Source organism: Cryobacterium sp. M15, assembly GCF_002929675.1.
GTDB classification, from domain to species: Bacteria; Actinomycetota; Actinomycetes; order Actinomycetales; family Microbacteriaceae; genus Cryobacterium; species Cryobacterium lyxosi.
The window spans coordinates 63,194-83,021 of sequence record NZ_PJJW01000041.1 but is presented as its reverse complement, the minus strand read 5'-3'; the positions used below and the strand labels follow the sequence as shown (position 1 = coordinate 83,021).

The 19,828-nt window shown below is 63.3% G+C and carries 20 protein-coding genes; 11 read left to right on the top strand and 9 right to left on the bottom strand.

Annotation, left to right across the window (positions count from 1 at the left end; genetic code table 11):
* The first annotated feature begins 11 nt into the window (after positions 1 to 11).
* The 6 genes from CXY83_RS15370 to CXY83_RS15345 are packed head-to-tail and all read left to right on the top strand — an operon-like array spanning position 12 to position 5,552.
* Entirely contained in the window at positions 12 to 830 is an 819-nt protein-coding gene (locus tag CXY83_RS15370; RefSeq protein ID WP_104198189.1) for an ABC transporter ATP-binding protein, read from the top strand.
* Position 831: 1 nt separating this feature from the next.
* Positions 832 to 1,686: an ABC transporter permease gene (locus CXY83_RS15365; protein WP_199184980.1), complete on the top strand. Its 855-nt coding sequence runs from the start codon at positions 832 to 834 to the stop codon at positions 1,684 to 1,686.
* Between the two features lie 30 nt (positions 1,687 to 1,716).
* The gene (locus CXY83_RS15360) at positions 1,717 to 2,757 is read left to right on the top strand and encodes an ABC transporter substrate-binding protein (RefSeq protein ID WP_158251896.1); all 1,041 of its coding nucleotides are present in this window, start codon (positions 1,717 to 1,719) and stop codon (positions 2,755 to 2,757) included.
* Positions 2,758 to 2,796: 39 nt separating this feature from the next.
* Positions 2,797 to 4,035: a CaiB/BaiF CoA-transferase family protein gene (locus CXY83_RS15355; RefSeq protein WP_104198186.1), complete on the top strand. Its 1,239-nt coding sequence runs from the start codon at positions 2,797 to 2,799 to the stop codon at positions 4,033 to 4,035.
* Positions 4,035 to 4,958 (top strand): hydroxymethylglutaryl-CoA lyase, encoded by a 924-nt coding sequence (locus tag CXY83_RS15350; protein WP_104198185.1) that lies wholly within the window; start codon positions 4,035 to 4,037, stop codon positions 4,956 to 4,958. Before CXY83_RS15355 ends, CXY83_RS15350 begins: the two co-directional genes overlap by 1 nt.
* 54 nt (positions 4,959 to 5,012) lie before the next feature.
* Positions 5,013 to 5,552, top strand: a complete 540-nt coding sequence (locus CXY83_RS15345) for a DUF2256 and DUF3253 domain-containing protein (protein ID WP_233200997.1) — start codon at positions 5,013 to 5,015, stop codon at positions 5,550 to 5,552.
* Between the two features lie 52 nt (positions 5,553 to 5,604).
* On the opposite strand, the gene CXY83_RS15340 is transcribed toward CXY83_RS15345, so the two are convergent.
* Together CXY83_RS15340 and CXY83_RS15335 are read right to left on the bottom strand one after the other, a co-directional pair.
* The gene (locus CXY83_RS15340) at positions 5,605 to 5,979 is read right to left on the bottom strand and encodes a YccF domain-containing protein (protein ID WP_104198183.1); all 375 of its coding nucleotides are present in this window, start codon (positions 5,977 to 5,979) and stop codon (positions 5,605 to 5,607) included.
* Positions 5,980 to 5,988: 9 nt separating this feature from the next.
* Positions 5,989 to 6,315: a hypothetical protein gene (locus CXY83_RS15335; RefSeq protein WP_104198182.1), complete on the bottom strand. Its 327-nt coding sequence runs from the start codon at positions 6,313 to 6,315 to the stop codon at positions 5,989 to 5,991.
* A 170-nt stretch (positions 6,316 to 6,485) separates the two neighbouring features.
* On the opposite strand from CXY83_RS15335, the gene CXY83_RS15330 reads away from it, so the two are divergent.
* From CXY83_RS15330 to CXY83_RS15315, 4 genes are all read left to right on the top strand, one after another.
* Positions 6,486 to 7,034: a PadR family transcriptional regulator gene (locus CXY83_RS15330; RefSeq protein ID WP_104198181.1), complete on the top strand. Its 549-nt coding sequence runs from the start codon at positions 6,486 to 6,488 to the stop codon at positions 7,032 to 7,034.
* Positions 7,035 to 7,089: 55 nt separating this feature from the next.
* Positions 7,090 to 8,745: an AarF/ABC1/UbiB kinase family protein gene (locus CXY83_RS15325; protein ID WP_104198180.1), complete on the top strand. Its 1,656-nt coding sequence runs from the start codon at positions 7,090 to 7,092 to the stop codon at positions 8,743 to 8,745.
* 552 nt (positions 8,746 to 9,297) lie between these two features.
* Positions 9,298 to 9,516: a hypothetical protein gene (locus CXY83_RS15320; protein ID WP_104198179.1), complete on the top strand. Its 219-nt coding sequence runs from the start codon at positions 9,298 to 9,300 to the stop codon at positions 9,514 to 9,516.
* Entirely contained in the window at positions 9,509 to 10,762 is a 1,254-nt protein-coding gene (locus tag CXY83_RS15315) for a lysine N(6)-hydroxylase/L-ornithine N(5)-oxygenase family protein (RefSeq protein WP_104198178.1), read from the top strand. The genes CXY83_RS15320 and CXY83_RS15315 overlap by 8 nt, the downstream gene beginning before the upstream one ends.
* A gap of 135 nt (positions 10,763 to 10,897) precedes the next feature.
* Here the strand turns inward: CXY83_RS15315 and CXY83_RS15310 are convergent, their stop codons facing one another.
* From CXY83_RS15310 to CXY83_RS15280, 7 genes are all read right to left on the bottom strand, one after another.
* On the bottom strand, positions 10,898 to 11,443 hold the full coding sequence (locus CXY83_RS15310; protein ID WP_104198177.1) for an HAD domain-containing protein: 546 nt from the start codon (positions 11,441 to 11,443) through the stop codon (positions 10,898 to 10,900).
* A 246-nt stretch (positions 11,444 to 11,689) separates the two neighbouring features.
* On the bottom strand, positions 11,690 to 12,904 hold the full coding sequence (locus CXY83_RS15305) for a M20 family metallopeptidase (protein ID WP_104198493.1): 1,215 nt from the start codon (positions 12,902 to 12,904) through the stop codon (positions 11,690 to 11,692).
* Between the two features lie 61 nt (positions 12,905 to 12,965).
* The gene (locus CXY83_RS15300; RefSeq protein WP_304466255.1) at positions 12,966 to 13,736 is read right to left on the bottom strand and encodes an amino acid ABC transporter ATP-binding protein; all 771 of its coding nucleotides are present in this window, start codon (positions 13,734 to 13,736) and stop codon (positions 12,966 to 12,968) included.
* Entirely contained in the window at positions 13,733 to 14,695 is a 963-nt protein-coding gene (locus CXY83_RS15295; RefSeq protein ID WP_104198176.1) for an amino acid ABC transporter permease, read from the bottom strand. The genes CXY83_RS15300 and CXY83_RS15295 overlap by 4 nt, the downstream gene beginning before the upstream one ends.
* 2 nt (positions 14,696 to 14,697) lie before the next feature.
* Entirely contained in the window at positions 14,698 to 15,630 is a 933-nt protein-coding gene (locus CXY83_RS15290; RefSeq protein WP_104198175.1) for a transporter substrate-binding domain-containing protein, read from the bottom strand.
* 115 nt (positions 15,631 to 15,745) lie between these two features.
* Positions 15,746 to 16,669 carry an IclR family transcriptional regulator gene (locus CXY83_RS15285; protein ID WP_104198174.1) on the bottom strand — a complete coding sequence of 308 codons (924 nt, stop codon included), beginning with the start codon at positions 16,667 to 16,669 and terminating at the stop codon, positions 15,746 to 15,748.
* Complete coding sequence (locus CXY83_RS15280) at positions 16,666 to 17,943, bottom strand: amidohydrolase family protein (RefSeq protein ID WP_104198173.1); 1,278 nt, start codon at positions 17,941 to 17,943, stop codon at positions 16,666 to 16,668. Before CXY83_RS15280 ends, CXY83_RS15285 begins: the two co-directional genes overlap by 4 nt.
* Before the next feature lie 473 nt (positions 17,944 to 18,416).
* Between CXY83_RS15280 and CXY83_RS15270 the strand changes: the two genes are divergently transcribed.
* Positions 18,417 to 19,775 carry a M20/M25/M40 family metallo-hydrolase gene (locus tag CXY83_RS15270; RefSeq protein WP_104198171.1) on the top strand — a complete coding sequence of 453 codons (1,359 nt, stop codon included), beginning with the start codon at positions 18,417 to 18,419 and terminating at the stop codon, positions 19,773 to 19,775.
* Positions 19,776 to 19,828: the final 53 nt, after the last annotated feature.

Sequence of the window (19,828 nt, the reverse complement as noted above, 5' to 3'; positions counted from 1 at the left end):
AATGCATGACAATGACGTCAACAGAATCAGCGCACCAACCGGCAGTCCAGCTCGATGCCTGCACGAAGGAATTTGTGACGCCGCAGGGCGGCTCATATTTCGCGGTGAAGGGTATCGACCTCACCGTGATGCCGGGCAAGTTTGTGTCGATCGTTGGCCCGACAGGATGCGGCAAGTCCACGGTGCTCAACATGGCCGCCGGGCTGATGGCGCCGAGCGAGGGTGAAGCGCGCAGCTTCGGTGCCCCGGTGGTGGGCGTCAACCGCCGGGCCTCGTACATGTTTCAGCAAGACGCCCTGCTGCCGTGGAAGACCGTGCTCGACAACGTGTCGCTCGGCCTCATTATGCGTGGCGTTGGCAAGAAGGAAGCGGCTGCCGAGGCTCGCCGCTGGCTCGCCAAGGTGGGCCTGTCGAACTTCGAAGACCGCTACCCGCACCAGCTCAGCGGCGGCATGCGCAAGCGCACCTCTATCGCGCAGGCCTGGATCGTGAACCCCGACATTCTGCTCATGGACGAACCCTTCTCCGCCCTCGACGTGCAGACCCGCCAGATCATGGAGAACGAGCTGCTCGACATCTGGCAGGAGTCGGGCAAGGCCGTGATCTTCATCACCCACGACCTCGACGAAGCCATCGCCCTCAGTGATGAGGTCGTGCTGCTCAGCGCCGGCCCGGCGAGCCACGTGGTGGCCCGCTATGACATCACCCTGCCACGCCCGCGCAACCTGCTCGAGATTCGCGACGACCCGCAGTTCGTCGAACTGCACCGCGAGATCTGGGGCAAGCTGCGCGACGAAGTGGCCAAAACCTACGCGGCACAGGCGGCCTGACATGTCAACGACGTCCACTCGAGCGCATGCCGCGCCCGCAGCATCCGCTACCCGCCCGCCCCGCAGCGGCCCGGCCCGACCTCGCGGCGAAACGCCCGCGGCGCTGATGCGCTTCTACCAACTGCTGCTCACCGCGGTGGTGCTCGGTGCCTGGGAGATTCTCGGCCGGGCTGGCGTGATCGATACGTTCTTCTTCTCGCTGCCGAGCGCCATCGGCGTGGCCGTGTGGGACTGGATCACGACCGGCTTCATCTTTCCGCACCTGTGGATCACCCTGCAGGAAGCCCTCTACGCCTTCATCATCGGTACCGGGCTCGGCCTCATTCTTGGCTTTCTGTTGGCCAGGGTGCGGTTTCTCGAGCGGCTGTTTGAACCGTTCGTGCAAATGTTCAACGCCTTGCCCCGGGTGGTGCTCGCACCCATCTTTCTGCTGTGGTTCGGGCTCGGCATCGAATCCAAGGTGGCCTTCGGCGTCACCCTGGTCTTCTTCATCGTGTTCTTCAACGTGCTGCAGGGCGTGAAAAGCGTCGACAAGGTGTTGCTCGACAACGCCCGCATGCTCGGCGCCACCGAACGTCACCTCATTCAGCACGTCGTGCTGCCGAGCGCCCTTACCTGGATCTTCTCCAGCCTGCACATCAGCGTCGGCTTCGCCATCGTGGGCGCGGTCGTGGGCGAATACCTCGGCGCCGCGGCCGGCGTCGGCTACGTCATCGCTCAGGCCCAGGGCGTGTTCGACACCGAAGGTGTGTTCGCGGGCATGTTCATCCTCATGATCGTCGTGCTCTTCGTCGACCTCGGAGTGAACCGACTCGAACGCTATCTGCTGCGCTGGCGCCCGGTTCCCGGCGCGTAAATACTGATCGTCCTAGAGAAAGAGAACACCGTGTCCCTGCCCAAAAAGTTCACCGTGGCCGCCGCAGCGTTGCTTACCGTCACCCTGTTCGCCGGCTGCAGCAGTACCGCAGGCGGGGGAGCGGATGCCGCAGCCACCCCCAAGGTCGCCATCGGCATCGGCGGCCAGACCCTGCTGACCTACCTGCCCACTACCCTCGCCGAACAGCTCGGTTACTACGAAGAGGAGGGGCTCGACGTCGATCTGCAAGACCTGCAGGGCGGGTCGAAGGCCCTCACCGCGCTGCTCGGCGGGAGCGTCAACGTGGTGAGCGGCTACTACGAGCACACCATTCAGATGCAGGCGAAGAACCAGAGCATCACCTCGTTCGTGCAGATGGGTAAGTCGCCCGCCATCGCCCTCGTCGTGGCTCCGGGATCAGCCTCCGAGATCAAGTCTCTCGACGACCTCATCGGCAAGAGCGTTGGCGTCACTGCGCCGGGCTCCTCGAGTCACACCATGCTGCGCTTTCTGCTCGAGGAGGCGGGCTTGAATCCTGATGGCGTCAGTGTCGTCGCGATGGGGGCCGGGGCATCCGCTGTGGCCGCCATGGAGTCGGGTGGAGTTGTGGCCGGCGTGATGCTTGAACCCGATGTCTCCGTGCTCGCGGAGCGCACCGGCACCGAAACCGTGAGCCTGGCCGACCTGCGCTCACCCGCGGGCGTGGAGGAGCACTACGACACCGACATGTGGCCGTCGTCGTCGTTCTACGCGCAGAGCGACTGGCTCGCGAAGAACCCCGAAACCGCGCAGAAGCTCGCGAATGTGCTCACCAAGACGCTCGCTTACATTGCCGAACACACCGGCACCGAGATCGCGGCCGAGATGCCTGAGACCTTCAGCGGCGGAGACCTCGAACGCTACGCCGCGCTCATCGAGGAGCTCAAGCCGCAGCTCACCGAAGACGGACGCAACAGCGCGGCCGGTGCCGAGGCCGTGCTCGACACCCAGCGCATCGCCAACCCAGAGGTGGGTGACGCTGAGATCGACCTCACCGCCACGTACACCAACGAGTTCGTCGGCGGAAAATAGCCACGTTTCGCATCACAGTATTGCCTGGAAGGACTTGATATGACCAACGTGGCCCCGCTCGCCGGAGTGCGTGTGCTCGAACTCGGCAACTTCATCGCCGCGCCTACGGCCGGGCGTATGCTGGCCGATTTCGGCGCCGAGGTGATCAAAGTGGAGCGGCCCGGAACCGGCGACGAGCTGCGCAACTGGCGGCTGCACGCCGGCAGCACGTCGATGCTGTTTCGCACGATCAATCGCAACAAGAAGTCGATCGTGCTCGACCTCAAGACCGAGCTGGGGCGCGATATCGTGCTGGAACTCGTGGCGCACTGCGACGTGGTGCTCGAGAATTTTCGGCCGGGTACGTTGGAGAAGTGGGGGCTCGGGCCCGCCGAGTTGAACGCGGTGAATCCCGACCTCATTCTCACCCGGGTATCGGCGTTCGGGCAGACCGGGCCGCTCTCGCAGCGCCCCGGATTTGCCGCGGTCGCCGAGGCGATGGGCGGCTTTCGCGACCTCGTGGGCGACCCCGACCGGCCTCCCGTGCGAGTCGGCGTGTCGATCGGCGACTCCATAGCCGGGCTCTATGCGGCCTTCGGCTCGGTGATGGCGCTCTTTCAGCGCGAGGTGCGTCAGGGTCGAGCGGATGCGGCGCTTGAGTTGCACGAACGCGTCATTGATGTGGCGCTCAACGAATCGATGCTGTCGATGATGGAATCGCTCATACCCGACTACTCGGCCTACGGCGTGGCGCGGGAGCGGGTCGGCGGGCGGATGGACGGCATCGCTCCCACCAACGCCTACCTCTGCGGTGACGGCGCGAGTATCGTAATCGCCGGCAACGCGGATGCTATTTACCAGCGATACATGCACGTGATCGACCGCGATGACCTCGGGCGTGATCCAGGGCTGCAAAACAACGCAGCCCGGTGGCTGCGGCGGGATGAGCTCGATGCCGCGATCGGGGCGTGGACGTTGGGGCTTTCGGCGAGAGCGGCTTTGACCGTGTTGGAGGAGGCGGGGGTTCCGTCTGGCCCTATATATACGGCCGCCGATATCTGCGCGGACTCACAGTACGAGGCGCGCAACATGATCCAGCGCTTCGATGTCTCCGATGGGTCGCAGGTCTTGCCCGGCGTGGGTTTTCCTGGCATTGTGCCGGTGATCGGCGAACGCTCTCTCGACATCCGAACCCTCGGGCCAGACCTCGGGGAGCACACCCGAGAGGTGCTGTCTCGGGTTCTGGGCAAGACCTCTACCGAGATAGACCAGATCATGAGCGAATTGCAGCCCGCCTGATGTTCACCCTCGAACCCGCAGCGGTGCTGCGCGACGTCACCCTGCGCGACGGCCTGCAACTCACTGGCGGCATGCTCTCCACCGAGCGCAAGCTCGCGACCATTCGGTCACTGCTCGCGCTCGGGGTGGAGTCGCTCGAGATCGGGTCGATGGCTCGGCCCGACCTCGTGCCGCCGATGGCGAACACCCTCGAGGTGCTCGCGGAGCTCACGCCCGCCGAGCATGCGCGGTGCTGGGTATGGGTCGCCACGCCACGGCATGTGGAACGCGCCGCCGCCGCGGGTGCCCGCAACTTTCAATACTGTTTCTCCGCAACGGATGCCCACAACCAGGCCAACATCGGTCGCACGACCGAGGCGAGCCTCGCCGCCATGCCGGCGGCTGTGGAGATCAGCCGTGACGTGGATGGGCAGATCCAGCTGTGCATCGCGACCTCGTTCACCTGCCCGTTCGACGGACAGGTCGACCCATCGCGGGTGGTGCAGATTGCGCAAGACGAACGCGCAGTCGGGGCCTCCCACGTGGTGATCTGTGACACGCTCGGGCAGGCGGTTCCGGCTCAGGTCTCGTCGCTCATTACGCGTGTGCGCCTCGAGACGCCGGCCCGCGAGATCGTTTTTCACGGGCACGACACCTGGGGGCTGGGCGTGGCCAACACCCTCGCGGCTATTTCCGCCGGGGCCACCATGGTGGACGGAGCGCTCGGTGGCCTGGGCGGATGCCCCTTCGCGCCGGGAGCGAGCGGCAACACCGCGAGCGAGGACATCCTCTTTGCCACACGCCCGCCGTGGCTGACACCCGACGTGTTCGGGTCACTCGTGCGCATATCAGAAACGTTGCTGATGGAACTCGGCGAGCCGAATCGTTCGAAAGCCGCCCAGGGCGCCCGCTCACCCGCGAAGGCGTTCGACTGGGTGCTGTGACTGGCGGCGAAAGCGAGGCTCGGCACGGCGGCCGGGTGCGTAGCTGAGCCCTGAGTGTCACTGGAGGCAGACCCTGGCATCGCGGAAACCGTCACCTCGCCGAGGAAGCACCGGTCTGCTCTGGCACCGCGCACCAAGAAGCAGGCCTGGCAGGGAGCCGTGTTGTCGCGCAAGATAGAAGGTATGGCCCACCGTCAACCAAAGCCCTCCGATGCTGACCCCGCAGCTGCCCGGGCGGAGAAAACGTGCGCCTCGTGTGGGCGTCGCATCGAGTGGCGCGCGAAGTGGGCCAAGAACTGGGATTCGGTGAAGTACTGCTCCGCGGCGTGCCGGTCACACGGTGTTAATACGACCGACCTGCAGCTTGAAGCGACCATCGTGACGCTGCTCCAGGCGCGCGCGCACGATTCCACGATCTGCCCTTCTGACGCGGCGCGAACCATCGGCGGAGAGGATTGGCGCGACCTGATGGAACCTGCACGCCGCGCCGCACGCCGCATGGTCGCCCGCGGCGAATTACAGATCACGCAGGGCGGAGTCGTGGTCGATCCTTCGACTGCGAAGGGGGCGATCCGGTTGCGAACGCCGCGATAGAGCGTTACGGAAGGTGCGGGTCGGGTGATTGCCGCCGCGCTACCGGTGAATCTTATGGCGTGTCCACGATCTGCTTGCCGAGCGGCATGAGGGCGACCGGGATCAACTTGAAGTTGGCGATGCCGAACGGGATACCGATGATGGTGAGGCAGAGAGCGATACCCGAAAGTAGATGCTCCAGGGCGATCCACCAGCCGGCCAGAATCACCCAGACAACGTTGCCGAGGAGAGACGCGACGCCGGCGTTCGGCGTCTCAATCACGGTCTTGCCAAACGGCCAGAGGGCGTAGACCCCGATGCGTGCCGCCGCGATCCCCCAGGGGATCGTCACGATGAGAATGCACATGATGAGAGCCGCGACCATGTAGCCGAGGAACAGCCAGAAGCCTGAGAGCACGAGCCAGATGATGTTGAGAAGGGTCTTCATAATAGTTTCCTAGCCGATCAAGGTGAGCATCAGTCGTGATTTCTCGAGCGCTTCGACCTCGTGCTCGAGGCTGGCATCGAGTCGAAGCAGGGCGCCGGGAACGAGGTCGGTGACCTGCCCGCCGGCCGTGACTCGCAGGCATCCGTCGAGGGCTTGCATGAGCAGAATTTTGGGCGCTGAGTGCTTCTTGAGTGTGAAACCGGCTTCGAAGGTGAGCACGACCACGCGCACCCCGGGGGAGGAGAGAACCGTGCTGTGACCGAGCCGACCGGGTTCAATCGCGGCGTCAGCCCGAATGTCCGCGATGTGCGTGAGGGGTCGCGTTGTGTGTTCCATGATTCAACGCTAGACCCGTGCACGCCTTTCTCGTGGTGGACGGTAATTGCTAAAATGAGGCTGTCTGGGAGCCGGCCCTGAGCATCGGTGTGAGTGTGTCGCTCGAAGGCATCGCTGGGTATCGTTGACCTATCGCTGTATATCGTTCGCAATACTTACAGGAGGAAATCATGGGCAATTCATTTCCAACAAGCGGGTTCAACGCTGGCAACATGGATGGCATCTGGCAGGCGATGGAGCAGTTTCGTTCGCGGTTCGAAAAGCAGACCGGTACCCGCGCCGGCCGTGGTGAGGTGCGCACGGCGGTGCTCGCGCTGCTCGCTGAGCAGTCGATGCACGGCTACCAGATCATTCACGAAATCGAAGAGCGCAGTGGTGGCAGTTGGAAACCCAGCGCCGGCTCGGTCTACCCGACCCTGCAGCTGTTGGCTGACGAGGGCCTCATTAGCGCCGAGGAGTCCAATGGTCGCAAGATCTACTCCCTGACCGATGAGGGCCGCGCCGCTGTCGCTGACTCTGACATGAGCGCGCCGTGGGAAACTACGGCGTCGACTTCTGGCCACGGGCATGGCCATGCGGCATTGCCGAAAGCGGGGATCGAGCTCGCCCAGGCCGCGGCGCAGGTTGGTCGCACCGGTTCGCCGGAGCAGGTCAAGCAGGCCGTCATGGTGCTCGACGACGCGCGTCGCAAGCTCTACTCGATCCTCGCCCAGGACTGACGGGGTGCCACTGGTTCGTCGAGGTAGCTACGATTCGAACTCGGGCGCGGGAAACATGCGCGCCCGCTACCGCCGCATTCTGCGTTTCGCCAGCTGGTATCTGGCCATAACGTGGTGGTTCGAGTTGTTCCTGCCCCGCATCGGGCTGGTGAAAATCGCCGAGCGCACGCGCTCTAAGCGGATGCAACGCTTCGCCAAGGGTTTTTACGTGCTCGCGTCCGACCTCGGTGGCCTGATGATCAAGGTCGGGCAATTCATGTCATCGCGCCTCGACGTGTTGCCGCCCGAGATCACCAAAGAACTCGAGGGCCTGCAAGACGAGGTCGCGCCGGTGCCGTTCGCGGCTATTCGCGCGGCCGTCGAGGCAGAGCTGGGCATGCCGCTCGAGCGGGCCTTTACGTCGGTCGACGAGACGCCGGTGGCCGCGGCATCCCTCGGTCAGGCGCATCGGGCGCGACTGACCGCGCTCGATGCTGCCGACACGGGGCTCGACGGGGTCATCATCAAAGTGCAGCGGCCGGGGATCGACGAGATCATCGACGTCGACCTGGCCGCCCTGCGCAAAGTGGGCGGGTGGCTCAGCCATGTGAAACTCGTCTCCAACCGCGTCGATATGCCGGCGTTGGTCGAGGAATTCGCCCAGACCAGCCTCGAAGAAATCGACTACCTGCACGAGGCAGCCAGCTCTGAACGTTTCGCGGCGGCCTTTCCCGACGACGACCGGGTGAGCGTACCCGTCGTTGCCTGGGAGCGCACCACCCGCCGCGTACTCACCCTCGAAGACGTCACGGCGATCAAGATCACCGACGTCGACGCCCTGGTCAAGGCCGGCATCGACCCCGTCCAGGTGGCGCCCGTCTTCGCTGAAGTCATGTTCGACCAGATGTTCACCATGGGGTTCTTCCACGCTGACCCGCACCCCGGCAACATCTTCGTCACCCCGCACGCCGACAGCGAGCGTGGCTGGAAGCTGACATTCATCGATTTCGGCATGATGGGTGAGGTTCCCAAGAGCACCCGCACCGGGCTGCGCAAAATGCTGATCGCCGCCGCCTCGCGGGACGGACGCGGACTGGTCAACGCCATGAACGACGTGGGAGTGCTGCTGCCCTCGGCCGAAACAACCGAACTCGAGCGCGCAATGACGCAGCTGTTCGCCCGATTCGGCGGAATGGGATTCGCCGAACTGCGCGAGGTCGACCCCCGTGAGTTCCGCGAGTTCGCGGTGCAATTCGGTGACGTCGTGCGCTCGTTGCCGTTTCAGCTGCCCGAGAACTTTTTGCTCATCATTCGGGCCATGTCCCTCACTTCTGGAGTCTCGAGCGCGCTCAACCCCGCGTTCAACCTGTGGGACTCGGTCGAGCCCTACGCGGCGCAGCTGCTGCGCGATGAGGGCGGCAACCTGGTGCAGGACTTCGCCAAACAGGCGTTGGAGACCGCCGGTCTCGCGTTTCGCCTGCCGAAGCGACTCGACGGGCTGATCACCCGCATCGGAGACGGCACCGTGGCGGTCGCCAGCCCGGTCCTCGAAAAAAGAGTCGCACGCCTCGAACGCACCGTGCGGCAGGCGGTCTCGGCGCTCGTCTTTGGCGCTGTGCTCATCGCCGGCGTCCTCCTGCGAGCGGATGACGCGGTGCTCGGCACCGTACTGATGGTCGCGTCGATCGCCCCCCTGCTGCACGCCCTGTTCGCCGGGCGCCGCGGGTTCTGACCGAGGTCCGTCTCAGAGTTCTGAAACCCAAGCGGCGTGAGCTTGGGCGCTCCGGCAACGAGACCGACGGTCGGGTAGGCTTAAAGCTTCCGGTCGAGACACTCATCTACTAGACAGTATGGTTCGTTGGAGCAGTACAACCGCACAGACTCCTGTTGTGTACCGGGGGAAGACACCAAAGACATGTACACCGATAGGGCTTGTGGTGGCGTCCGGCTCCGATTGCCGAACACCCGGACCGATATCTCGTTGGCAGAGCCAAAGACGTCGGTGCAGGAGGACAGGCTTCGTCGGTTCATTCCTTAGACCAAGCGGAGTACATCCGGGATGGGTTGCGGGGGTATCTCGACGATGCGGGGGTAGAACGCTACCAGGGTAGCGTGCACTCTTTCGATGCGTGTGCGCATCGTCTTCGTAACCCCCGCTACCTCCAGGTTTCCGCCACGGGCCGGGTGGTCTCGGCCACAAACTTCGACGGCGGAGGCCTCACACGCGCTCCTGCCCCGCACAGCAGATCGCATCTCTGATAAGTACAGAAGGACAGGTAATTTTATGAAAGTCGAACGGATCGAGGGGGCGAGCCGAAGGGCGTCGGCCAGGGAAGACCTCACCAGCCTCTTCATCGCATACCGGCAGTTCTCCGGAGGAACGGGTGATGAGGGAGAAGCAACGTCATTCATTCGTCGCCGCCTCCAGATTAGTGATTCCATCATCTGGAATGACGAAACGTTCCTGACCTATCGGCACACTCTTGGAGGCAATAATGCGTGATGTGATCGCGGTCGGGCTCGGCCCGGCTAACCTCGGACTGGCAGCCGCGATCGACGAAGCGAATCGCGACGGATCCGCCTTGGATGCACTGTTTGTCGATCGCCGTAGCCACTTCGACTGGCACCCCGAGATGCTCCTACCTTCCTCGGTCATGCAGGTCTCCTTCTTGAAAGATCTGGTGACCCAGCGCAACCCGAATAGCCCGTTCAGCTTCATCAGCTATCTCCACGCTCGCGGTCGCCTCAACGACTTCATCAACAGGCAGACGTTCTTCCCGTCCAGACAGGAGTTCGTCGACTACCTGTCATGGGTCAGCGACTCCGTCTCGCCCGAGATCCGCTGGCGAACAGAAGTGACGTCGATCGATGTCGTCGACAACGTCTGCGTCGTCCGTGGCGTCCGAGACGGTATTTCCTTCGAGGAGCGTGCGCGCACCGTCGTGCTCGGTATTGGATCCGCACCGAGCCTCCCGAGCTGGGCACGGGTTGAGACCTCGCGGATCATCCACAACTCTCGCCTGCGATCGGGCGTGGCAGGCATGCAGCTCGGTCCCGATAGCCACGTGGCCGTGATTGGACAGGGACAGAGCGCAGCTGAATCGATCAGGTTCGTCCTCGAGCAATACCCCGAGACGAAGGTTTCCTGCTTCATCTCCGGCTACGGGCTCGTTCCCGCCGACGACAGCCCCTACGCGAACAGAGTCTTCGATCCCGACGCCGTCGATGACTTCTACTTCGCCCCGGCCAACGTCCGAGATGAGATCTTATATCGCCATAGGACGACGAACTACGGCTGCGTCGATCCCGACCTGATCCATTGGCTCTATGAAACCGAATACGCTGGCAAGGTAGATGGAACGACGCGCCTCGAGTTCCGTCGAGCGTCCCAGATTCTTGGCGCTTCAGCGCACGGTAATACCGTGTCCCTTCGCGTGGATCAGCGGATGAGTAACTCTCAGTCAGTTGAGGAGTTCGACGGCGTGATCTGCGCCACCGGCTTCGCCGCAGTCACTCCGACGCATCTACTCGGCGATAGCATTCGCAGCGAATTGGGAGTGCACCTCGCCCGCGACTACCGCATCATTGCGGGCGAGGAGGTGCTGCCCATCTTCGCCGTTGGCACCACGGACTCCCAACATGGCTTGGGCGCCGGGTTGCTTTCCAACATTGCCGTTCGTTCGGGAGAGATTCTGGCCAGTATCGTGGACGCACATTCTGAGACCCGGGAGCTCTTCAGCCGTCTCTAGACACGGACCATCGAACGGTGCGCCTGGTCATCCGGTGATGACCGGCCCGGATAGACGAAGACGCTGCGCAGCTCGCCGAACCTGGCCGCAGGGCCCAGTCGTGGAGCCAGGGGCAAGACGAGTGCTCGAACGAAATTAGGGCAGCTGCTCGAGCCAGACGCGCATCAGGGCGATGTCGTCGACGGTGATGCCTACCTCGGAGCGCGGCGGAATTAGCAGCGACGGTGTCTCCAGCGTGGCGTTGCGCACCGTCTCCCCGTGCAGTTGCACGTCGGCATCGTCGATCCAGATGAACGGTGCCGGCATGTTCTGGTCTTCTTCGATGCGCTCGGACTTCCAAAGTCCCGTCTCGCCATCGGTGCGGCCGGGGCGTTTCGGCGGAGTCGTCACGTCGAGCATGCGCCCGCCGGCCAGGCCGTGCAGCTCGGGCACGAGCAGCTGCCGGGTGGCATCGAACTCGTTCCAAGAGGTGAGCCAGACCAGCTCGACTCCGTACTGCATCAGCAGGGAGTCGAGCGCCGTGATCAGGCGGGGAGCCCAGTGCACGTCGCGGGTTGCAGCGTGACCGTCACCGTATTCGATGTTGATCGATGCCTGGGCTACATCTCCCCAGGCCGGGTCTGGCTCGGAACGGGGGCACAGGCATCCGTTGACAGAGAGGTAAAGTCGTGGAACGCTCACTCTGTCTGCCCATCGTGACGGGTGGCGTGGCCGGCATCAACGATGCGTGCTCGATCGGCCGTATCGGCCATGGTGGTATCGCTGTTTAGCGTGAAATTGTGAATTGTCGAACTCCCAAGAATATGCATCTGCATATAGCTAAGCACGCACGAGCGACATGCGCCTCCCCGCGAACTGGGTGAACTTTCGGGCCGCGTCTGTGGTGGCGTTTGTGCATGATGAGCCCGCGCCAAAGATAGCCCGGGCTTAGCCCGCCAGTTCGGCCATACGCGACAGTGCCAACTGCGTGTATAAGGCCGTGCCGTCGGCCAGGACATCGTCGTCAAAGGTTGCCGCGGGGGAGTGATTGAAGGCGGGGGTGGCGGCATCCGCTTGTCGCGACATGGCCGAGAGAAAGACAAAGGTTCCCGGTACCTGTTGCAACACTCGCGAGAAGTCCTCAGAGCCGCCACGGGGATTGACCATGCGGGTGAACCGCTTTTCACCGAAGAGTTCACCGACGACGCGCTCGGCCCGGCTGGTTTCGCCCTCGTCTGTGACGGTCGATGGATATTCGGTGGCGTAATCCACCGCTACTTCAACGCCGTGCGCTGCCGCGATTCCCTCGAGCAGCCGGGGGACCACGCACGCCAGCTTGGCCCGCGACTCGGGTGTGTATGACCGAACGGTCGCCTCCAGTCGCGCGGAGTCGGGGATGATATTGCGCTTGGTGCCGGCCTGCAGCACCCCGACCGAGAGCACCACCGGGTCGAACATGTCGAATTGGCGGGTGACCATCACCTGCAGGGCGGTGACCATCTCGGCAATCACCGTCACCGGATCCTGCGCTTGATGTGGGGCCGAACCGTGCCCGCCGGCCCCGTGCACCGTCACCGTGAGGCTATCGCTGGCCGACATCAGGGTTCCGGCGCGACTGGCGAATTGCCCGTTGGGTGCGCCGGCCGACACGACGTGCAGGCCGTAGGCGGCATTCGCCCGACGGCCGGCGGCGTCGAGTACGCCCTCGCGAATCATCACTCCCGCCCCGTCGTACCCTTCCTCACCCGGCTGGAACATGAGCACGACGTCTCCGGCGAGCTGGTCACGGTGGTGGGCGAGCAGCGTCGCCGCGCCCACGAGCATAGACGTGTGCAGGTCGTGACCGCAGGCGTGCATGGCGCCGTCAATGCGCGAGCTGAACTCCAATCCGGTACGTTCCTGAACTGGAAGCGCGTCCATGTCGCCGCGCAGTAACACCACGGGCCGTGAAGCGGATGCCCCGGCGCCGGTTCCGCGCAACACCGCCGTCACCGAGGTGGTGTCGGTACCCAGACTGATCTCGTACGGAAGGCCCTGGAGGGCCTTGAGTACCTTCTCCTGCGTGCGTGGCAGCTGCAGCCCGATTTCAGGTTCCTGGTGCAAGCGGTGGCGCAGGTCGGTGATGTCTCCGGAAAGTTCACGGGCATCTGCGAGTACGGTCATGGTTTCTCCTTCGAAGGCCACGGGTGCATCCAGTGTGAGCCGCGGCGGGAGAGTTGTCGAGTCACATCAGCGTCTTGCGCACGAACTCCCGGGTGCGCGGTTGCTGCGAGTGGTCGAACACCTCGGCCGGCGAACCCTGCTCGAGAATGACGCCGCCGTCCAGAAAAACGACCCGATCGGCCGCTGCCCGAGCGAAGCCCAGCTCGTGGGTGACCACGAGCATGGTGGCGCCGCTGGCGGCCAGTGCGGCCATGACATCGGTGACTTCGCTGACGTTTTCCGGATCGAGGGCCGACGTCGGTTCGTCAAACAGAAGCAGGGCGGGTTCAAGGGCCAGTGCCCGGGCGATGGCGACGCGTTGCTGCTGCCCGCCGGAGAGCTGGCGAGGGTAAGCGTTGGCACGATCAGCCAATCCCACTCGGGTCAGCAGTGTCATGCTGCGCTCGATTGCATCGGCCTTGCTCAGTTTGAGAATGGAGCGCGGTCCGTCGGCAATGTTCTGCAGCACGGTCCAGTGTGGAAACAGGTTGAAGTTCTGAAAAACCATTCCCACTTGGCGACGCTGCACGGCGATCTGCCTTTCGCTGAGCCGGCGCACGGTCCCTTTAGGCTCTTGCCGATAGCCCATCAGTTCCTCGCCTACCCAGATCGACCCGCCGCTGGCAACCTCGAGGCAGTTCACGCAGCGCAGCAGGGTGGATTTTCCCGACCCCGACGAACCGAGGATCGCGACGGTTTCGCCCACGTGCACCTCGAGGTCTATGCCCTTGAGTACCTCGACCCCGGAGAAATTTTTACGCAATCCGCTAATGCGCAGAATGGGCAGAGTCACGATTGCAGACCGCGATTCCGGTTACGTTTGGCGGCTCGTCGATCGAAAAACCTGGCAACAATAACCGAGCTGCCATTGCGGCTGGACCCCCGGCCGTAGTGACGCTCAATGAAGAACTGCACGCCGTTGAGCACGGTCGTGATGAAGAGGTACCAAATACTCGCGACGATCAGCAGCGGCACGGTTTGATAGGTCTGGCTGTAGATCTGCTTGACCGAGAACAACAACTCGGTTCCGCCGATCACGCTTACCAGCGAAGTCCCCTTCACCAGTGCGATGACGGAGTTGAAAGTGGGCGGAACGATGAAGCGCATGGCCTGGGGTAGCTGGATTCGAAAGAAGACGCGAACCGGCTTCATGCCCAGGGCTTGCGCCGCCTCGAGCTGCCCCTCGTCAACCGAGATCAGCCCGGCGCGATAGATCTCGGCCTGATAGGCGGCATCGTGCAGTCCAAGACCGAGGATGGCCGCCAACAGTGGCGTCACCAGGGTGTTGGACTCGATGGAGGCAAATGTCGGACCGAACGGAATCCCGATGCTCAAAACCGGCACGAGCAAGCCGATGTTGAACCAGAAGATCAGTTGCACGAGCTGTGGTGTACCCCGGAACAGCCAGATGTACGACGAGGCGAGCGCGCGCAGCAGGGCGTTGTCTGACAGCTTGCACACTGCCAGAACGCCGCCGAGAACCAGACCGATCGTCATCGCCGTCACCGTGAGAAAGAGAGTCATGACAACGCCCTGGAGCACGGTTTCGCTGTTGAGGTATTGCCCGACGACGTTCCATTCAAAGTTGGGGTTCGTCAGTACCAGGTTCACGATGTGTGCGGCGACGACCACGGTAATGATGGAGAGCGCCCAGGTAGCGGGCCGCCGTGGGGCCAGCGCCCGTGCTACGTCCACAGGGTGCCGCGGGTGAGGCAATTCGATATCGGTCTGGTTACTCGGCAGGTTTGCCATGACTATTGCGGATTTGCGACAAGCCAGTCGGCGTACAGGTTGATGCCGGGCTGTTCGATAATCTCTCGTTCGAGACCGTACTTGGTCATGATCTTCTCGTAGTCACCATTGTCAAAGAGCACTTGAAAGCTCGCGAGCAGCGGGTCGGAGAGCTCGGAATCTTTCGGAAGCAGAGCTCCCATGAACTGACCGGCGAACCCGTTGGCGAACTCGTCGCCGACGACTTCCAACTCGTCGTTGGATTCTTTAGCCGCGTAGAACAGCGAGGCTCCGCCGGTGAAGAATGCATCCGTTCGCCCTGATCGCACGGCCAGCACGCCGTCGGGAACGCTCGCGACACTCAGTACGGTGAGGTCCTTACCCTGCTCCTGGCATTTCACTGCCTGAGCCTCGGCGACTTTGTAAGTGGCGGCGTTGGCGAGTGCTGCCACGGTGACATCACACAATTCGTCCATGTTGGTGACGTTCTTGGGGTTGCCCTTCTCGACCAGAAAAGGCACGACCTCCTGCAGAACGTCAACGAATTCGGCGCCTGGGCGCTCCCTCGGTCCGCCGACCGAGTCGGCGTAGGGAAAGAAACCGAAAGCGTAACGTTCGGCGCTGATCGCGGCGAACGCGCCGGAAATGTCCGGCACGGTGGCGACCGTGACATCCACGCCCATGACCTCGGCGATGGCCTCCATGAGCTCGGCGCCGGCGCCGGTGTACTCGCCGGTTTTTCCGGGCGTCGTGACCCACCATGGCGGGTTTGCACCGCTCGTGACGACAGTGAGCTCGCCAGCGTCCTGAATGTTTTGGGGTAGGGCGTCGTGGATGGCTTGGTCCATGCCAGAGGACGCTGTGGGTTCCGCCGGTTCGACCGCTGCACTGCAACCGGCTAAGAGCGAGACCGAGAGGGCTATGCAGAGGGTTTTTGCGACCTGGATACGATTCATTGACAGTGTTCCATTGCTGTAGTTGATTAGGTGAACTCAACACGCCTGCGTACAGGCCTGCGCCGATCTAGTGAAAAAGACGACGGAGCGCTGGAATTGCGCGGTAGAAGCGCCGCTATTTTTGGGGGTAGCCGAGCGTTGCAGAGATACGGTGGGCGGCGCTGACGACCGAATCTCTCCACGCACCCTCGACATTGCCCGACACCCGCGACATGGCACCCCCAATTACCAGGGCCGCGATCATGTCTCCAGAATAGTCGTAGACCGGCGCGGCGACTGCCCCTGCCCCGGCATCGACCTCGCCGAGACTGAGGCTGTAACCGCGCTGGCGAATCTCCTCCAATTGTCGGCGCAACTCGGCCTCGTCGGTGATGGTGTGTTCGGTGAACGCCGGCCCACGATGCCTGAGTACCTGGGTCAGGCGTTGCTCGTCCTGGCCCGAGAGCAGCATCTTCTGCCCAGCCCCCGCATTAAGTGGCCGTTTTTTGCCGACATCAACGGAGATACGCAGGGAATGGGTGCTCTCAATGCGGGAGATGCAGATCGCTTCCATGCCCAACGGAGCCAGCAGATAAACCGTTTCATTGGTCTGCGCCTGCAACGTCTCCAGCTCGGGCTGCGCTGCGGCCCGCAGTGCTTCGATCGGTTGGACCGCCACTTCGCTGAGGGTGAGTAATCGACTGCCTACCCGGTAGTGGTCGCCGATGCGCTGCAGAAAACCGCGCGATTCGAGGGTTTTGATCAGGCGAAACGCCTTGTTTCGGGTCACTCCAATGCGCCGGGCGATGTCGGCGACGCGCAGTTCCCTCTGCCCGTTCTCGAACTCGAGCAGGATGTCGAGGGCTGCGGCGACCGGCCCGACCGTATAGTCGGTGGCCGGGCCCGTTGCGACGGTCGGCTCCGTCGAAGTCTCAGAAGTCTCAGAAGCCTCAGAAGTCTCAGAAGTCTCAAAAGTGTCAGGCGTGTCAGGCGTGTCAGGCGTGTCAGGCGTGTCAGGCGTGTCAGGCGTGTCCGGGGTGTCAGCAGTGTCGGTTGTCATGCGGTCACCGCGATCGTTCGACGACTGTGCGCATCCGCTATAGAGAGGAGGGAACCGCTCATGAACTGGCCGCCTTTCAGCACGGCGGTGCGACGGCTCGCATCCTGCAACAAGCGGATGTCCCGATGCGGGTCGCCGTCCACGATGAGCAGGTCGGCGAACTTGCCCGCCGCGACAGTACCGACATCGGCTGACATGCCGAGGCACTGGCTGGAGTGGTCGGTGGCAACCGTGATTGCTTCGGCTTCGGTCATGCCGGCCTCGACCAGCAGTTCCAATTCCATTCCGGTGCGCCCGAATCCGTGGAACGGGTTGGTGTCTGTGCCCGCCGCGATGCGCACACCGAGTCGCACGGCCCGAGCAATGCTCTCACGATGGCGAGCAGGCATGTCGGCGGTGTGGGCGCGCACGCTGGCCTGGGACAGGGTGCTGTGCCAGTTGGAGATGCACATTGTTGGAACATACCATGTGCCGCGATCAGCCATTTCGCGCGCGCACTCTTCGCTGAGGTAGGTTCCGTGCTCAATGGTATCGACCCCGGCCCGTACGGCCAGGATCGCGCCGGGGTCGCCGTGGGCGTGTGCGCACACCGGGATCCCCTCGAGGTGCGCCTCGTCCACGATGGCGGCGAGTTCCTCCTCGGTGAACAACGGGCGGTGCGGCCGTCGTGCGGCGAACGTCATGCTCCCCGTCATCGCAACCTTGATGACGTCAGCGCCCATGCGAATAACCTCTCGAACCTTGGCCCGAGCAGCCACCGGGCCGTCGCACCAGGGTTCGGGCAGACCGGGCCAGATCTCGTAGCGCCCGCGGGAGTTGATCGCGCCGCCCGACACCGGATGGTGATCCATCAGCGAGTTGGTCGGCGACACAATGATCAGCGAGGTCTGCAAACGCGGACCGGGAATGACTCCGCGGTCAACGGCGTCGACGAAGCCGCGTTCCAGGCCCCCGAGGTCGCGGGCCGTGGTGATTCCAGCCTCGACCGTCACCTTCAGTGCCGCCACGGTCTGAGACACCAGCAGTCCGAGTGGTTCCGGGTGCGTGACCAGGCTCTGAGCCCACGCTGCATGGTGCGTGTGGCAGTCGATCAGGCCGGGCATCAGGGTGGCGCCGCCCAGATCGACGACCTCGACGGTGACGGGAAGGGGTCGATCGTCGGTCACCTCGACGATACGTTCGCCTTCGATTATCACGGTCGACCGCGCGCGGGCCGGGCTACCGGTGCCATCGATGAGACGAGCGTTGACAAGGGCACGCAGCTGGGTGGTCATGAAATGGGCTCGTTTCGGGAGGTGGAAAGAAGAGTGGATGCGCAAGCGTGGTTTCGCGCACTCGCCAGCACCGACCGCCGCATCTTGCCTGGTTCGGGTGGCGGAGTTTCGTAGGACAAGGGGATTACTCTAATTGTATCGCTGCATAGACAGTGTATCTATATGATATACAAGAGTGACCATTAATGCTCGCCGTGAAGGGTTGCGCAAATGTTGATGGCAGGACTTGCTCGGGAGATTTCCATCTCGGGAGTGGCCGAAGCGCCATTAGGGGAGATGCGGGACATGAAGACAGCAACTCCCCAATTTGAGCCGCCACACGGTCTGCCGGCACTGATCGGCCAATTCGGGCTGCTCGCGGCACCGCACCTCTCCGAATTCGGGATGACGCCCGCGTGGCGAATCGGCAGCTCCGTGCAGGTCGGCTGGCGAAATAAACGCGGGCAGGCACCGACCTTGGGGCCTGTGACACGATGACTATCGACGATGTCTACGCCCACATTGATGCGGGATTTACCGCAGCGCTCGACGAACTCGCCGGTCTCGTTCGCATCGCCGGCGTAAGTGCTCAGCCCACGGATGACCTTGTCGTGTGCGCTCAGATCGTGCTGAACAGTGTCTGCGCGAGTGGTCTGCGCGCGCACCTGATCGAGGGCTATGGACCGCCAGTGGTGTACGGCGAACGCATCGTCGACCCCTCTTTGCCGACCGTGCTCATTTACGGGCACTACGACGTGCAACCGGCAGATTTTGACGCGCACTGGCAGGATGATCCGTTCGAGTCAACCATTCGAGACGGCCGCATGTACGGGCGTGGTACCAGCGACAACAAGGGCCAGCACCTCGCACAGCTCTGCGCGCTGCGTGCCATACGCGCCGTCCACGGCGAGCTGCCGGTGAATGTAAAGGTGCTCATCGAGGGCGAGGAAGAAGTCGGAAGCCCGCATCTGGCCGAACTCGTGCGCGATAACCGGCACCTGTTGGCGGCCAATCTCGTCATCACCTCGGATGGTCCCGTGCATCGCAGCGGCACTCCGCAGCTCGTTCTCGGTACTCGCGGACAGCTCGGCGTTGAGCTGCGCACCCGCGGGGCGAACCGGGAGGCGCACTCTGGAAGCCTCGGCGGGGTGCTGCCCGACGCCGCCCAGCATCTCGTGCAGGCGATGGCGACGCTGTGGCAACCCAGTGGTGAGATCGCCGTTGCGGGCTTCTTCGATGATGCGCTGCCCCCGACGCCAACCGAAAGCGCGAATCTGGCCGGGTTGCCCCTCGACCTGAACGATCACTTGACGGACTTCGGCATTGTCGAGCTTCCCGAACCGGCGGGAATCGGCTATTACGAACGGTTGATGCTGCAGCCGACCATGACCATCACCGGTCTGACCAGCGGCTATACCGGACCGGGGATGAAATCAGTCATTGCCAACGGCGCCCGAGCGCACCTTGATATGCGGCTGGTACCCGGGCAGAACCCCAATGAAATATTTCGGTTGCTCGAGGCGCATCTGGCGGTGCATGCTCCGGATGTCGAGCTGACCCGGCTCAGCTCGGTTCCAGCATCACGCACAGCGCTCGACAATCGCTACGTTGCGATCGTGGCTGGTGCAGTAGAGCGTGCGACTGGCGTGGTTCCCTTCATCGTGCCGAGCCTGGGCAGCTCGCCGCCAAACTTCGTCTTCACAGATATCCTGGGCATTCCCTCAATTCTCGTGCCCTATGCCAATCCGGACCAGAACAATCACGCCGCGAATGAGAACTTCGAGCTGTCGCGATTCAAAGACGGGATGAGAATTTTTGCCACCATCCTCGACCACGTCGCCCGCGCGAACTAGTCGAGTTACAGCGCGAGGCGCAAAGCACCGTCTATCTGGTCGAGTTCTGTCCG

Coding starts and splice junctions, on each gene's coding strand:
- CXY83_RS15280 (WP_104198173.1), bottom strand. CDS start 17,943: ATGACCACCCAGCTGCGTGCCCTTGTCAACGCTCGTCTCATCGATGGC.
- CXY83_RS15270 (WP_104198171.1), top strand. CDS start 18,417: ATGACTATCGACGATGTCTACGCCCACATTGATGCGGGATTTACCGCA.
- CXY83_RS15305 (WP_104198493.1), bottom strand. CDS start 12,904: ATGACCGTACTCGCAGATGCCCGTGAACTTTCCGGAGACATCACCGAC.
- CXY83_RS15355 (WP_104198186.1), top strand. CDS start 2,797: ATGACCAACGTGGCCCCGCTCGCCGGAGTGCGTGTGCTCGAACTCGGC.
- CXY83_RS15320 (WP_104198179.1), top strand. CDS start 9,298: ATGAAAGTCGAACGGATCGAGGGGGCGAGCCGAAGGGCGTCGGCCAGG.
- CXY83_RS15285 (WP_104198174.1), bottom strand. CDS start 16,669: ATGACAACCGACACTGCTGACACCCCGGACACGCCTGACACGCCTGAC.
- CXY83_RS15290 (WP_104198175.1), bottom strand. CDS start 15,630: ATGAATCGTATCCAGGTCGCAAAAACCCTCTGCATAGCCCTCTCGGTC.
- CXY83_RS15325 (WP_104198180.1), top strand. CDS start 7,090: ATGCGCGCCCGCTACCGCCGCATTCTGCGTTTCGCCAGCTGGTATCTG.
- CXY83_RS15365 (WP_199184980.1), top strand. CDS start 832: ATGTCAACGACGTCCACTCGAGCGCATGCCGCGCCCGCAGCATCCGCT.
- CXY83_RS15335 (WP_104198182.1), bottom strand. CDS start 6,315: ATGGAACACACAACGCGACCCCTCACGCACATCGCGGACATTCGGGCT.
- CXY83_RS15315 (WP_104198178.1), top strand. CDS start 9,509: ATGCGTGATGTGATCGCGGTCGGGCTCGGCCCGGCTAACCTCGGACTG.
- CXY83_RS15330 (WP_104198181.1), top strand. CDS start 6,486: ATGGGCAATTCATTTCCAACAAGCGGGTTCAACGCTGGCAACATGGAT.
- CXY83_RS15295 (WP_104198176.1), bottom strand. CDS start 14,695: ATGGCAAACCTGCCGAGTAACCAGACCGATATCGAATTGCCTCACCCG.
- CXY83_RS15340 (WP_104198183.1), bottom strand. CDS start 5,979: ATGAAGACCCTTCTCAACATCATCTGGCTCGTGCTCTCAGGCTTCTGG.
- CXY83_RS15370 (WP_104198189.1), top strand. CDS start 12: ATGACGTCAACAGAATCAGCGCACCAACCGGCAGTCCAGCTCGATGCC.
- CXY83_RS15350 (WP_104198185.1), top strand. CDS start 4,035: ATGTTCACCCTCGAACCCGCAGCGGTGCTGCGCGACGTCACCCTGCGC.